We start from the raw sequence: 13,980 nt of genomic DNA, 5'->3' as shown, positions 1-13,980 counted from the left end.
GTCACGGCCTCCGCAGGGCGGTCGGGGTGGTGCCGGTCAGACCGGCCGCCGTCGTGTCCGTGACGTCGAACTCCGTCTCCACCTCCTGCAGGACCGTGCCGGTCAGCTGGTGCTCCACCGTGAAGCGGACGCGGTGCCGGCCCGGCCTGCGCGGCGTGAACCGGAACTCCGCGCCCGCGTCCGTGTCGTCGGCGGGGCCCGGTCTGACCGTCACGGCGTGCTCCGGCTCCACGTCGGCCGGGGTGAGGGGGGTGGCCCGTGCCGACAGCCACGGGAGGGTGGGGGCCGTGGACCACGGGTGGCGAGGGCCCGGGATCACCTGGAGGGTCAGGCGGGTCGGGACGGTGTCGTCGTGCAGGGTGAGACGGACGTGCGACTCCGTTGTGGGCAGGCGGAGTTCGGCGTGCTCGTAACGGGGCTCCGGGATCATGAGACGCGCCGCGAACGGGATGCGGAAACGGCCGTGCTCCCAAGGCCATTCGGTGGCGGCGAGGAGTGCGGGCGAGTAGCGGCGGGCGAGTTCCCGCAGGGCCTCGGGGGGTGGGTCCTCGTTGTTCGCGAGGGCCTGGGCGAGGGTGGTCCAGGCGAGGCCGGCCTCGTCGCCGATGTCCGCGAAACGGGTGCGGGCGTTGGCGAAGGAGTTCGGGAGGGAGGTGCGGACGGCGAGTTCGAGGGAGGTCCAGGCTTCGCCGTGGGGGCAGCCGAGGCGGGTGAACTCGGTGAGGTTCTTGGAGAGTTCGGAGATGCTGCCGTCGACCAGGTCGGAGGCGCGGCGCGTCGAGGAGGGCCAGAGCCGCAGGGCCCTGCAGTGGTTCACCCAGGCCACGCACAACAGGTCCGGGGTGATGTACCGGGCCCAGAGCCCCTGGTGAGAACCGTGCGCGACGGAGTGGAACAGGGCGTGCCAGGCATGGGCGCGCCGGCTCCTCATACTGCTGGGCGGCTGCTCCCTGGGGCGCGTCACGCTTCCGCCGAGCCCGCTGACGGCCAACAGCAGGGCCAGGCGCTGCTGTTCGGTCTCCGCCCATGTCACCCCCGCGAAGTCGGCGGCGTCCTGGAACGCCACCCGCGCGGCGTCGATCACCTTCTCCCCCTCGTCGAAGTCCCCGCTCAGCAGCCGCCAGCGCCCGTAGTGCAGCATCGCCCACGCCTCACCGCGCAGGTCCCCGGCGACCTGGTGCGCCTCGATCGCGCGCCGCAGCAGCGGGCCCACCCCGCGCAGGTCGCCCTTGTCGCAGGCGACGGCGGCGCGGGTGTGCAGCAACCAGCCGTCGGCGGGGCGGCGTTCGGGGATGGCGGACAACTGGGCTTCAGCGGCCCGGAGTTGACCGCGCTCCCGCTTCTCCATGGCGAGGCTCAGCCTCGGGACGGCGACGGGCGGTGAACCGGCGTACCGGCGCAGCGCCGTCAGCTCCAGTGTCCGCCGCCCCCGCTCCAACTCCTCGGCCAGGGACCGGATCAGGGTCTTGGTCTCGTTGCTCCGGGAGAGGGCGTGGAGCCGTCCGGCGAGCTGGACGTACGTCCACGGGTACCGGTCGACCGAGCCGGGGCCCAGCGTGCGCAGCAGTTCGGTGAGCACGGCGATCGTCTGGGCGCGGACCCCCTCGGACGGCCGGCCCCGGACGACCTCGGCAGCCGCCCCGCGCAGCCGGATGCCGTCGTCGTCCACCACGTACGCGAGGTCGGCGTCGAGCAGTTCGAGGGCGGAACTCATCAGGGAGCCGTGGAACAGCCCGAAGGGCAGGAAGAGCGGGCCGGTCGCCACCAGGACGGCCAACGTCCGCGGCCGGTCCGCCTGTACGGGCCCGAGGAGTCTCGGCGCGGGCGCGATGACCGCCAGCACCGCCACCCCCGTACGCTCCGCCAGCGCCCGTACGACGTCGATCAGGGGCCGCCTCGCCCCGTCGAAGAGCAGGACCGTGTCCTCGGGAGCGCCCCGCAGCACCCGCTCGCACAGCTCCACCACCCGCTCCGTGAACTCCGCCCCCGAGCCCACCAGTTGCTCCATCTCCTCCTCACCCACCCGCCCCCGCAACCCCTCCGCCCCCAGCAGCCGCAGCAACGTCACCTCCGGCGGCTCGGACACCCCGATGTCCTCGACGCGGATCACCGTCGCCCCGGCGGGCAGCCGGACGTCGCTCAACTCGCCCTCCAGCACCACGAACCGGCGCCGGACCAGCTCCTCACCGTCCATGCCCGCCCCCCCCTCAAGCCGCCTGTGCCGACACCGTCACCCCCATGACTTCCCGCGCATGCCGCCCCGGCACCATCCGCAGGCGCCAAGCCTGCCAGCCGGCCTCCAGGTTCACCCCCCGTTCCAGCGCGAGCCCGTACGCCTCGACGAAGTCGGCAAGCTTCTCGTCCCGCAACGCGTGCCCTTCGCGCCCGAGTTGGAGCAGTTCCTCCTGGGCGACGGCGGTCCCGACCTCGACCCCGCCGGGCGAGGCGTACGGCAGGAGCGTGCAGCGCAGGAAGCGGGCCCAGTCCTCGCCTCGCCGGTCCCCGTAGGACGCGAACAGGGAGATCGCCTCGTCGCACAGCGAAAGCGCCTGCGCGGTACGGGCGTTGCCCGCGTCGACGACGGCGAGTTCGAGGCAGGTCCACGCCTCGCCGTGGGCGACGCCGATGCGCTGGAAGTCGGCGCGGGCGTCGACGAGGAGCTGCCGGGCGAACCCGGAGTTGCGCAGCGACCCGGTCTGCGCGGCCCGCTGGTCGCGGGTGACACGGGCGGACTGGTGCCGCGCGCAGGCGAGCCCGTACACGTCCCGCATCCGGGAGAACATGGTCCGGGAACGCTCCAACTCGCGGACGGAACGATCGAGTTGACCGGTCTCCTCCAGGGCGAGCCCGAGGTAGTAGACGGTCCACGCCTCGCCCCGCGCGTCCTCGTTCTCCCGGTGCCGGGCGGCGGCCGCCCGTAGCTCCTCGACGGCGAGGGAGGCGTCCCCGTCGATGAGGCGGGCGCGGGCGAGCTGGGTGAGCGCCCACGCCTCGCCCCGGGAATCCCTGGTGCGGCCGTACAGTTCGAGCGCCCGGTTCAACTCCTCGACGGCCGCGTCGAGTTCACCGCGCCGCAGGTTCAGCTGGCCCAACTGGTAGTGCGCCCACGCCTCTCCGTGGACGGACCCGCCCCGCCGGTGCAGCACCAGCGACTGCGTGAGCAGTTCCAGCGCCTCCGGCAGCCGCGCCCGGTCCCGTTCGACGGCGGCCAGCGCGTGCAGCGTCCACGCCCGGTCCGTCGCCAGCTCCGGCGCCTGCTGGAGGTCGAGGGCTTCGCGCAGCTTCACCGCCGCCTCGATCAGGTTGCCCTGGTGGTGGAGGGTGATCCCGAGCGAGCACAGCGCGCGGGCCGCCCCGGCGTCGTGATGGGACTGGAGGTACAGGTCGACGACGGACGTCAGTGTCGTGCGCGCCTTGTCCAGCTCGCCGAGCTGCCGCGCGGCGATGCCGGTGCGCCACTGCACGGACCGCACGAGCAGGCTCTGGTCGATGGACTGGGCCAACTCGCTGATCTCACCGAGCCGGTAGAGGTCGCCGCGCAGCAGGCAGTAGTCGCACAGCGCGCCCAGCAGGTTGAGCACGGCCGCCCGGTCGACGCCGTCGGTGTGCCGCAGCGTCGCGGTGATGAAGCTGGTCTCGTCGTCGAGCCAGCGCAACGCCTCGTCGAGGGAGGTGAAACCGTGCGGGCTGAACCGGTCGGAGCGGGTGGACATGTTGCCGTCCACCAACCGCAGCACCGAATCGGCGAGTTCGGAGTAGCTGACGATCAACCGCTCCTTGGCGGCGGCGAGTTCGTGGCTGTCCTCCTCGTCGTGGAGGCGGGCGGCGGCGAACGCGCGGACGACGTCGTGCAGCCGGAAACGGTCGCCGCGCACCCGGTCGACGAGCCCGGCGCGCGCCAACTCGCCCAGCAGACGGGCCGCTTCGGAGCGGTCCGTGGCGAGCAGCGCGGCCGCCGCGGCGGCCCCCAGCGAGGCGCGTCCGGCGAGCGCGAGACGGCGCAGCAGGCGACGGGTCTGCTCGGGCTGGTCGGTGTAACGCAGCCACAGGGCACGGTCCGTGGGCGCTACGGGGCCGTACGCGGCGAGTTCCTGGGCCAGTTGGCGGGGGGTGCGCGGGCCGAGCGCGGAGCCGGCGACGCGCAGTGCCAGCGGCAGTCCGTCGCACAGGTCGAGGAGCTGGTCGGTGGCCTCCGCGTCGTAGGGGCCCGTGCTGTCCTGCGCGGTGGCGGCGAGCAGTTCCTCGGCGCCGGCCGCCTCCAGCGGGCGGACGGGCAACTCGTGGACCCAGGCGCCGAGTTCGGCGGGCAGGGGGAGCGGGGAGCGGGACGTCACCAGGATCAGGCTGTCCGAGCGCTCCGGGATCAGGGCGCGGACCTGGGCCGGATCACTGGCGTCGTCGAGGATGACGGTGACCGGGAGCTTGGTGAGGTGCTGGTAGTACAGCTCGCTCAGCCGCTTCACCTGCTGGTCCGCCGACGAGCGCTCCCGGAACAGGAGTTGTTCGCGGGGTGCGCCGAGCCGGTTGAGGAGGTGCAGCAGCGCGTCACGCGTCGACAGCGGGGCCTCGTCCGAACCGCCGCGCAGGTCGACGACGCAGGCGCCCCGGAACTGGTCGCGCAGATCGTGTGCCGCGCGGACCGCGAGCGTCGTGCGTCCGGTGCCGGGTTCGCCGTGCAGGACGACCACCGTCGGGCGGGTGCGGGTGCTCGCGCGGCCCGCCTGGACCCACTGCCTGATCTTCGCCAGCTCCTGCCGCCGGCCCGCGAACACGCCCGTCGCCTCGGGGAGTTGGGCGTACGACTGCTCCAGCAGCGTACGGCCCCGGGCGGCGGCGCTCTTGTCGGCGCCCAGCAGCTTGGGGCCGGGCTGCTTCGGGCCGGTCGACGCGCTCAGCACACGCTGCTGGTCGAGGAACGGGCGGATGCCGCGCACCTCCAGCGCCGTCAGCCACTGGAGCCTCAACTGCTCGGCGCCGCCCGGCTGTCCGGCGGCACCGGCCCTTCTGTGCGCGGCCGGTAGATGCGTGCCGGCGACCTTCACGACCGTCGCCGCGGCGCCGACCACCCCGACGGCGAGGCCCGCGCCCAGCGCCGTCCCCGTCCCCGTCCCCAGCGCGAGGTCGGCGACGGTCGTCGTGATCGCGGCGACCCCCGCCACCAGCAAGGGAGTTCGGCCGCCCTCCTCGGCGTACCGCTTCCCGAAGCTCATGTGCGCGGCCTCGGCCTCGTTCAGTGCGCGCGTGTACGCCTCGTACTCCGCGCCGGCGGTCTGCGCCATCGCGTCCAGCGCGGCGCGTGCCCTGCCCAGCAGCACCTTTCCGTCCGTACGGCCCCCCGAGCGCCGTACCTCCTCCTCGACGGCCCGAACCACCAACCGTTCGGCCTCCACCCGATGACTGTCCCGCATGTCCCGTCCCCCTCCGGCGGCAACAGCTGCCCTTGGTCAAGTGTGCGGTGGGGGCGGCCGGATGCGAAGGGGCGGACTGGCACCGTCCTGTCACAACTCCTTGCCGGGATGCGGCAAACAGGGGGCGCACGGGTTTGAGGGGGCGAGGGCGCGTGCGGGGGTGAGGGGGAGTACGAGCGTGAGGGTGCGTGCGTGTACTCAGAGAGCGTGTACTCAGGGAAGTTGAGCATGTCCGCCGATCACCGCAGCCCCGCCGGACGCTGGAATAGGCCCATGGACACCGCCACCGACCGCCACGTCAGCATCCTCGCCGGCTGGGGCCTCGGCCTCCTGCTCCCCATGACCGTCCTGAGCTACCTCGCGCACCTCGCCACCGAGCGGGGCACCCAGTGCCTGATGAACGGCGTCGGCTGCTCCACCCTGCCCGACGGCGCGCTCCCCTCCCTCTTCCTCCTCGCGACGGCCGCCGGGATCGCCGCGCTGGTGTGGCCGCGCGCCAAGGCGCCGGGCGTCAGGTACGGCGCGCTCGCGGTGCAGTGGGTCGGTCAGTTCGTGCTGGCGTCGCTGCTGCTCAGCGGGGTGTGAGGGGCTTGGGCGCCGACGGGCGGTAAGGCGGCCTCGGAGCCACGGCGCGGTGGGCTGCGGCGTCGTTGAACAGGGCCTGGGCGTCCTTGCCGTAGAGCGGCGCGTACGTCACCCAGTGGTCGTTGGTGTCGTTGCCGCCGCCGTTGTAGCCGCCGGTGCTGCCGATGACCTTGCCGGTGCCCTTGACGGGGTCGTAGCCCTCGATCCAGGGCCCGCCGGAGACGCCGCCGTAGAAGCCGGTGCAGGCCATGCTGAGCTGCTGATACCCCGTCAGCCGCTTGGTGGTGACGGGGCAACGGACCAGGCTGTGACGGGGGTTGACGCTCTCGGCGCTGGGGTAGCCGAGGACGGTGACACGGTGGGTGTACCCGGTGGCCGGCGCGAACGTCAGGGCTCCCGTCACGTCCTCCACCCGCTTGCCCCGGCTGTTCGGGCCGGTCTGCGCGAACGCCAGGTCCAGATCGGAGACCGCCTTCTTCGTGTTCGCCACATAGCGGGGGTCGATGTAGAGCCGGGTGACCGGGAAGACACCGTACGGCTGACCGGAGGCGGGCCTTCCGCTCACGTACTTCGGCACGAAGACCCGGTGCGTGGCCCTCGTCAGACTCACCGCGCAGTGTCCGGCCGTCAGGACGATGTCCCTGGCGGCCGTGTGGACGACGCTGCCCGTACAGAACGTGCTCCTGCCGCCCAGCGGCTTGCTGTCGAAGAAGAACGTCCCCACCGTCGGATGCCCCGCGAAGCGTACGGGGGCCGGGGTCCCGGGCGGCGGCTTGCGCACAGCGGTCACACCGGCGTCGACATGGGCCCGCGGCCCACCATGCACCACCGGCGCCCCACCGGCCGGAACAGCGTCCGCCATCCGGTCCGCCGTCCAGTACCGCTCCTCCTCCCGCAACACCCGCTGCCCCTGCGCCCCACCGGCCTCCGCAGCCGCCGGCCCCCCACCGAGCGCCCCCACACTCAGGCCGAACACCACAACCGGGATCCATCCATGTCTGAAACGCAAGAGGAGGTCTTCCCGTCTTGGAGAGGTCATCGAATCGGCAAGTGTAAGCACGGGCTGACCGGACCGCGGCAGGCGGTACGACTGCGCCGCGCACCCCCGCCGTCCCCCTCGTGCGCGAGGATGGACCCATGTCGAACCGCCTCGTGAACGAGACCTCGCCGTATCTGCTGCAGCACGCCGACAACCCGGTCGACTGGTGGCCCTGGTCGAGGGAGGCGTTCGAGGAGGCGCGGCGGGTGGACCGGCCGGTGCTGCTGAGCGTGGGGTATTCGAGCTGTCACTGGTGCCATGTGATGGCGCACGAGTCCTTCGAGGATCAGGAGACCGCCGACTTCCTCAATGAGCACTTCGTGAGTGTGAAGGTGGACCGTGAGGAGCGTCCGGATGTGGACGCGGTGTACATGGAGGCGGTGCAGGCGGCGACGGGGCAGGGTGGGTGGCCGATGACGGTGTTTCTGACGCCGGATGCGGAGCCGTTTTATTTCGGGACGTATTTTCCGCCGGAGCCCAGGCATGGGTCGCCGTCGTTCCGGCAGGTGCTGGAAGGGGTGCGGGTGGCGTGGGAGGGGCGGCGGGAGGAGGTCGCGGAGGTCGCGGGGCGGATCGTGCGGGATCTGGGGGAGCGGGAGCTGTCGTTCGGGGATCAGAGGCCGCCGGGGGAGGAGGAGCCGGCCGCGGCGCTGCTGGGGCTGACCAGGGAGTACGACCCGCAACGGGGCGGCTTTGGGGGTGCGCCCAAGTTCCCGCCGTCCATGGTCGTCGAGTTCCTGCTGCGGCATCACGCGCGGACCGGCGCGGAGGGCGCGCTGCAGATGGCCGTGGACACCTGTGAGCGGATGGCCCGGGGCGGGATCTATGACCAGCTCGGGGGCGGTTTCGCGCGGTACTCGGTGGACCGGGAGTGGATCGTGCCCCACTTCGAGAAGATGCTCTATGACAACGCCCTGCTGTGCCGTGTGTACGCCCACCTGTGGCGCTCCACCGGCTCGGAACTGGCCCGCCGCGTCGCGCTGGAGACCGCCGACTTCATGGTCCGCGAACTGCGCACCCCCGAGGGCGGTTTCGCGTCCGCGCTGGACGCCGACAGTGACGACGGCACCGGCAAGCACGTGGAGGGCGCGTACTACGTGTGGACGCCCGAACAGTTGCGCGAAACCCTGGGCCCGGACGCCGACTTGGCCGCCCAGTACTTCGGCGTCACCGAGGAGGGCACCTTCGAGCACGGCGCCTCCGTCCTCCAACTCCCGCAGACCGAGGGCGTTTTCGACGCCGACCGGGTCGAGCGCATCCGGCGCCTCCTGCTGGCGAAGCGTGCCGAGCGCCCCGCGCCCGGCCGGGACGACAAGGTCGTCGCCGCCTGGAACGGCCTCGCGGTCGCCGCGCTCGCCGAGACCGGCGCCTACTTCGACCGCCCCGACCTGGTCGAGGCCGCCGTCGCCGCCGCCGACCTCGTCGTCCGCGTCCACCTGGACGACCGCGCCCACCTCTCCCGCACCAGCAAGGACGGCCAGGCCGGTACCAACGCGGGAGTACTGGAGGACTACGGCGATGTCGCCGAGGGCTTCCTCGCGCTCGCGTCCGTGACCGGTGAGGGCGTGTGGCTGGACTTCGCGGGGCTCCTCCTCGACCACGTCCTGGCCCGCTTCACCGACCCGGAGACGGGCGACCTGTACGACACGGCGTCCGACGCGGAACAGCTCATCCGGCGCCCCCAGGACCCCACCGACAACGCGGCCCCCTCCGGGTGGACGGCGGCGGCCTCCGCGCTCCTGTCGTACGCGGCCCACACCGGCGCCGCACCCCACCGCGCCGCCGCCGAGAAGGCCCTCGGCGTCGTGAAGGCGCTCGGCCCGCGCGTCCCCCGCTTCATCGGCTGGGGCCTGGCCGCCGCCGAGGCACTGCTCGACGGACCGCGCGAAGTCGCCGTCGTGACACCGGAGTTGGCCAATCCGGCCGGAAAGGAACTGCACCGGCGAGCACTTCTGGCCACCGCTCCCGGCGCGGTCGTGGCCTACGGTGTGACGGACAGTGACGAGTTTCCCTTGATCGTGGACCGCCATCTTTCGGGAAGTGAACCCACGGCGTACGTCTGCCGCAACTTCACGTGCGACCTCCCGACGACCGACCCCGACCGGCTGCGGGCCTCGCTGACCTGAGGCCGACCCGAGCCGACCTGGGCTGACCTGAGAGAACGGTCACACCTCTTGATCATTTATGGTCAAAAGCGTGAGCACATGTCCTGATATGGGCAGGCAAGAACAAGTCAGTTCCGAAACAAGCTATTTATCGGAAGACCTCCCCGGGTTCACAGTTTCCACTTAGCCTCAGCACATGACGCGACCCGCGTGACGCGCTGTCGCGACAGGGGGCCCTGAGATCTGGGGGGATCTTTTCTTGTTCACGTCCGTCTTCATATCCGCCGTCTCGCTGGCCCTGTTCGGGATGGCGGCCTTCACCCTCTGGTGGCAGATGCACGCCTGGCGCACGCCGGAAGTGCTCGCCGCCACCCGTTTCGGACAACCGGACGGGGCTCAACACACCTCGTTCTCCCTGCTGTTGCCCGCCCGGCACGAGCAGGCCGTCCTCGACCACACCATCCGCCGCCTCCTGGAGTCGAGCCACACCGACTTCGAGATCATCGTGATCGTCGGCCACGACGACCCCGAGACCACCGAGGTCGCCGAGCGCGCCGCCGCCCGCGACCCGCGCGTCCGCGTCGTCGTCGACACCCACGAGAAGAAGAACAAGCCGAAGGCGATGAACACGGCGCTCCCGCACTGCCGCGGCAGCGTCGTCGGGGTCTTCGACGCCGAGGACCAGGTCCACCCCGAACTCCTCGCCCACGTCGACCACGCCTTCCGCACCACCGGCGCCGACGTCGTCCAGGGCGGCGTCCAGCTCATCAACTTCCACTCCAGCTGGTACAGCCTGCGCAACTGCCTGGAGTATTTCTTCTGGTTCCGCTCCCGCCTCCACCTGCACGCGCAGAAGGGGTTCATCCCGCTCGGCGGCAACACCGTCTTCGTCCGCACCGACACCCTGCGGGAAGCCGGCGGCTGGGACTCCAACTGCCTTGCCGAGGACTGCGACTTGGGTGTGCGGCTCTCCTCCGTCGGCAAGAAGGTCGTCGTCGCCTACGACTCCGACATGGTCACCCGCGAGGAGACCCCGGGCACGCTCATGTCGCTGCTCAAACAGCGAACTCGCTGGAACCAGGGGTTCCTTCAGGTCTACCGGAAGAAGGACTGGAAGCAACTCCCCGGCTTCGGACAGCGGTTGCTCGCCCGCTACACCCTCATGACCCCGTTCCTCCAGGCCGCCTCCGGCGTCGTCATCCCGCTGAACGTGGCCATCGCGCTCTTCCTCGACGTCCCCGTCGGCATCGCCTTCGTCACCTTCCTGCCGGCCGTCACCGCGCTCGTCACCTTCGTCTTCGAACTCGTCGGGCTGCACGACTTCGGCAAGCAGTACGGCCTGCGCGTGCGGTTCGTCCACTACGTCAAGCTCGTCGTGGGCGGCCCCTTCTACCAGGTCCTCCTCGCGGGCGCCGCGATCCGTGCCGTCTGGCGCGAGCAACGCGGGCGCAACGAATGGGAGTTGACCGAGCACACCGGCGCGCACCTGACCACCCGAGAGGACGTCCCCGCGTGACCTCCACCCTCCCCGCGGTGACCGCCCCGAAGGTCACCGCGCGACACACCGTCGTGCCCGCACCCCGCCCGGCACGCCCCTCCCGCCGGCCCGACCTGCTGCTCTGCGCCGCCCTGCTGACCGCGATCCTCGCCGTCCAGGGCTGGAACATCGCCGCCTACCCCACCTTCAGCGACGACGAGGGCACCTACCTCGCGCAGGCGTGGGCCGTCCAGGAGGGCAAGGGGCTCGCCCACTACACCTACTGGTACGACCACCCGCCCCTCGGCTGGCTCCAACTCGCCCTGCTCACCTGGATCCCGAAGGCGTTCAGCGCCGGCGCGATGACCGTCGGGTCGATGCGCGCGGTGATGCTCGTGGTCACCGCCGCCAGCGCCGTCCTGCTCTACGTCCTCGGACGACGGCTCTCCCTGCCCCGCTGGGCCGCCGGGCTCGGCATGGCCCTGTTCGGGCTCTCGCCGCTGTCCGTCGTCCTCCAGCGCGAGATCTTCCTCGACAACCTCGCGGTCATGTGGACGCTCCTCGCGTTCGCGCTGGCCGCCTCCCCGAGCCGCCACCTCTGGCACCACTTCGGCGCCGGGATCGCCGCCGCGACGGCCGTCCTCACCAAGGAGACGATGCTCTTCGTCCTGCCCGCCGTGCTGCTCACGATGTGGCGGCACAGCCACCGCGACACCCGCAAGTTCGCCCTCACCGGCGCGGTCACCGCGTGCGTCCTGATCGGCGTCTCCTACCCCCTCTTCGCCCTCCTCAAAGGGGAGTTGCTGCCGGGCAGCGGACACGTCTCGCTCTGGGACGGCGTCAAGTACCAGATGACCAGGCCCGGTTCGGGGTTCATCCTCGACAACGGGTCCGGTGCGCACGGGGTGTTGCGGTCCTGGCTCTACTACGACCGCGTCCTGATCGTCGGCGGGCTCGCGGGCGCGCTGCTGCTCCTGCTCACCTGGCGCTGGTCCGTCACCGCCCGCGCGCTCGCCGGGCCCTCCCTCGCCGTCGCGATCCTCGCGGCCGTCGCGCTGCGGCCCGGCGGGTACCTGCCCGCGATGTACGTCATCCAGGCGCTGCCGTTCCTCGCGCTCGTCCTCGCCGGGGCCGTCGCGTCGGTCGCGCACACCGTCGTCCACAAGGGGCGGCGTCCGGGGGAGCGGCGCTGGGTGCGTGACGCGCGGTACGCGCTCGCCGCCGGGCTCGCGCTCGCCGCCGCCGTGTACGTCGTGCCGCGCTGGTACGACGGTGACCGCACCGCCGTCACCGCCGACGCCAACGGCCCCTACCGGTCCGCCTCTTCCTGGCTCGCGCGCGAGGTGGACGACCCCGCGCGCACCCGCGTCCTCGTCGACGACGCCCTCTGGCTCGACCTCGTCCACGCCGGGTACGAACCCGGGCTCGGGGCGATCTGGTTCTACAAGGCCGACCTCGACCCGGCGGTCACCAAGACCCTCCCCAACGGCTGGAAGGACGTCGACTACGTCGTCGCCTCGCCGACCGTACGCCGGGACGCGCGCGACCTGCCCACCGTGAAGGCCGCGCTGACCCACTCCACTCCCGTCGCCGTCTTCGGCGCCGGCGACGACCGCATCGAGATCCGCCGTATCGGGGGCCAGCGTTGAGCCACGAGTACACCGCGCCGGTACCGGACATCAGGGAAGACGACGTACCCGAACCCGGCGCCGTCACCATCGTCGTCCCCACCTTCAACGAGTCCGCCAACGTGCGCCAACTCCTGCGCCAGATCCGGGAGTCCGTGCCCAGGCGGCTGCCCTGCGAGGTCGTCTTCGTCGACGACTCCACGGACGACACACCCGAGGTGATCCGGGACGCCGCGAAGGACTGCCCGTTCCCGGTGACCGTGCTGCACCGGGACGAACCGGTCGGCGGGCTCGGCGGGGCCGTCGTCGAGGGGATCCGGGCGGCCGGGTCGGACTGGGTCGTCGTCATGGACGGCGACTGCCAGCATCCGCCGTCCCTCGTACCGGAGTTGGTCGCCACCGGGGAGCGGGCCGGGGCCGAACTCGTCGTCGCCTCCCGGTACATCGAGGGCGGCAGCCGGGCCGGGCTCGCCGGGGGGTACCGGGTCGCCGTCTCCAAGGGGGCGACCTGGCTCACCAAGTCCCTCTTCCCCCGCCGGCTGCACCGCATCAGCGACCCCATGAGCGGGTTCTTCGCGATCCGCCGGAGCACCGTCAGCGCCGACGCGCTCAAGCCCCTCGGCTACAAGATCCTCCTCGAACTCGCCGTCCGCAGCAGGCCGGAGCGGGTCGCCGAGGTCCCCTTCGTCTTCCAGGACCGCTACGCCGGCGAGTCCAAGTCGACGGCCGCGGAGGGGGCCCGCTTCCTCCGCCACCTCCTCGGCCTGCGCGCCGCGTCCCCGGTCGCCCGCATGATCGGCTTCGGCCTCATCGGCCTCACCGGCTTCCTCCCCAACCTCCTCGCGCTCTGGGCCCTCACCCGCACCGGCCTCCACTACCTCCCCGCCGAGATCCTCGCCAACCAGTTCGGCGTGGCCTGGAACTTCGTCCTCATCGAACACCTCCTCTTCCGCGACCGCCGCGCCCACCGCCGGTGGTGGGACCGGGTCGGCAGGTTCGCGTTGCTGGCCAACGCCGACCTCGTCCTCCGCATCCCCCTGATCGCCCTGTTCGTGCACCGGTTCGGCATGGGGGCGCTCTCCGCGACCGCCCTCGCCCTGGTGACGACGTTCGTGCTGCGGTTCGCGGGGACGGAGGCGCTGGTGTACCTGCCGCGCAAGAAGCGGGGGAAGCGGGGGAGCGGGAAGGGGCCGGCGTGAGGCCGGGGCGCCGGAGTCGCGCATCGCGGGCCGGCGTCCCGCCGAGTGGCGCACGGCGTCCACACACCGGAACCCGCGGGCCAGGGACGATGCCACCGCTCCCACGGGCATCCGGCCCACCGCACCAGGACGCCGCACGGGCGCCCGCCCCGACCGGCACCGTCACGGGCCGCGCGCCGCACCGCCCGGCCCCCTCCACCGCGACGCGGGGCACAACCCGGGGCGGCGCCCCCGAGCCGGCCGACTCCGCGCGGCGCCGGTGCGGCGCCCGACGACTCGGACACCCGCCCGCCGCCCGCCGGCGCCGACGCTCCGGTGCGGCGGTGCCCTTCAGCCGACTGTCCCACCGGGGCACGGACTCCGCGCCACCACACCACCCGGCGGGGCCTCACCATCGCGCGGTGCCGGGGGCCCGGTGGCTTGGATGTTTTCCTGTCGTTCGTCGGTGTCGGCGCTCCGGTGCGGTGCGGCGGTGTTCTTCAGTCGGTTGTCTCGCCGGGGTACGGATTTCGTGCTGCCGCACCATCCGGTGGGGCCTT

At 72.2% G+C, this 13,980-nt stretch carries 8 protein-coding genes; 5 read left to right on the top strand and 3 right to left on the bottom strand.

Going from position 1 to position 13,980, the window contains the following annotated elements; translation table 11 throughout:
- Nucleotide 1: 1 nt before the first annotated feature.
- Together IAG44_RS14465 and IAG44_RS14460 are read right to left on the bottom strand one after the other, a co-directional pair.
- Nucleotides 2–2,194 (bottom strand): tetratricopeptide repeat protein, encoded by a 2,193-nt coding sequence (locus IAG44_RS14465; RefSeq protein WP_187747536.1) that lies wholly within the window; start codon nucleotides 2,192–2,194, stop codon nucleotides 2–4.
- 13 nt (nucleotides 2,195–2,207) lie between these two features.
- A complete protein-coding gene (locus IAG44_RS14460; protein ID WP_187747535.1) occupies nucleotides 2,208–5,408 on the bottom strand; it encodes a tetratricopeptide repeat protein in 3,201 nt (1,066 codons plus the stop codon).
- A 228-nt stretch (nucleotides 5,409–5,636) separates the two neighbouring features.
- Here IAG44_RS14460 and IAG44_RS14455 point away from each other — a divergent pair, with 228 nt between their 5' ends.
- The gene (locus IAG44_RS14455; RefSeq protein WP_187747534.1) at nucleotides 5,637–5,993 is read left to right on the top strand and encodes a hypothetical protein; all 357 of its coding nucleotides are present in this window, start codon (nucleotides 5,637–5,639) and stop codon (nucleotides 5,991–5,993) included.
- On the opposite strand, the gene IAG44_RS14450 is transcribed toward IAG44_RS14455, so the two are convergent.
- A complete protein-coding gene (locus IAG44_RS14450) occupies nucleotides 5,980–6,969 on the bottom strand; it encodes a trypsin-like serine peptidase (protein ID WP_187747533.1) in 990 nt (329 codons plus the stop codon). The two genes, IAG44_RS14455 and IAG44_RS14450, sit on opposite strands and share 14 nt — an antisense overlap.
- 161 nt (nucleotides 6,970–7,130) lie before the next feature.
- Here IAG44_RS14450 and IAG44_RS14445 point away from each other — a divergent pair, with 161 nt between their 5' ends.
- The 4 genes from IAG44_RS14445 (at nucleotide 7,131) to IAG44_RS14430 (ending at nucleotide 13,441) form a co-directional block, all read left to right on the top strand.
- Entirely contained in the window at nucleotides 7,131–9,158 is a 2,028-nt protein-coding gene (locus tag IAG44_RS14445) for a thioredoxin domain-containing protein (RefSeq protein WP_187747532.1), read from the top strand.
- 238 nt (nucleotides 9,159–9,396) lie between these two features.
- The gene (locus tag IAG44_RS14440) at nucleotides 9,397–10,653 is read left to right on the top strand and encodes a glycosyltransferase (RefSeq protein WP_187747531.1); all 1,257 of its coding nucleotides are present in this window, start codon (nucleotides 9,397–9,399) and stop codon (nucleotides 10,651–10,653) included.
- Nucleotides 10,650–12,263, top strand: a complete 1,614-nt coding sequence (locus IAG44_RS14435; RefSeq protein ID WP_187747530.1) for an ArnT family glycosyltransferase — start codon at nucleotides 10,650–10,652, stop codon at nucleotides 12,261–12,263. Before IAG44_RS14440 ends, IAG44_RS14435 begins: the two co-directional genes overlap by 4 nt.
- On the top strand, nucleotides 12,260–13,441 hold the full coding sequence (locus IAG44_RS14430; RefSeq protein WP_187747529.1) for a glycosyltransferase: 1,182 nt from the start codon (nucleotides 12,260–12,262) through the stop codon (nucleotides 13,439–13,441). Before IAG44_RS14435 ends, IAG44_RS14430 begins: the two co-directional genes overlap by 4 nt.
- Nucleotides 13,442–13,980 lie beyond the last annotated feature (539 nt).

Origin of the sequence: Streptomyces roseirectus, from assembly GCF_014489635.1 — a bacterium.
Taxonomy (GTDB): Bacteria; Actinomycetota; Actinomycetes; order Streptomycetales; family Streptomycetaceae; genus Streptomyces; species Streptomyces roseirectus.
Note: the sequence above shows the minus strand (reverse complement) of the source record. Positions and strands in the feature narration are given on the sequence as shown.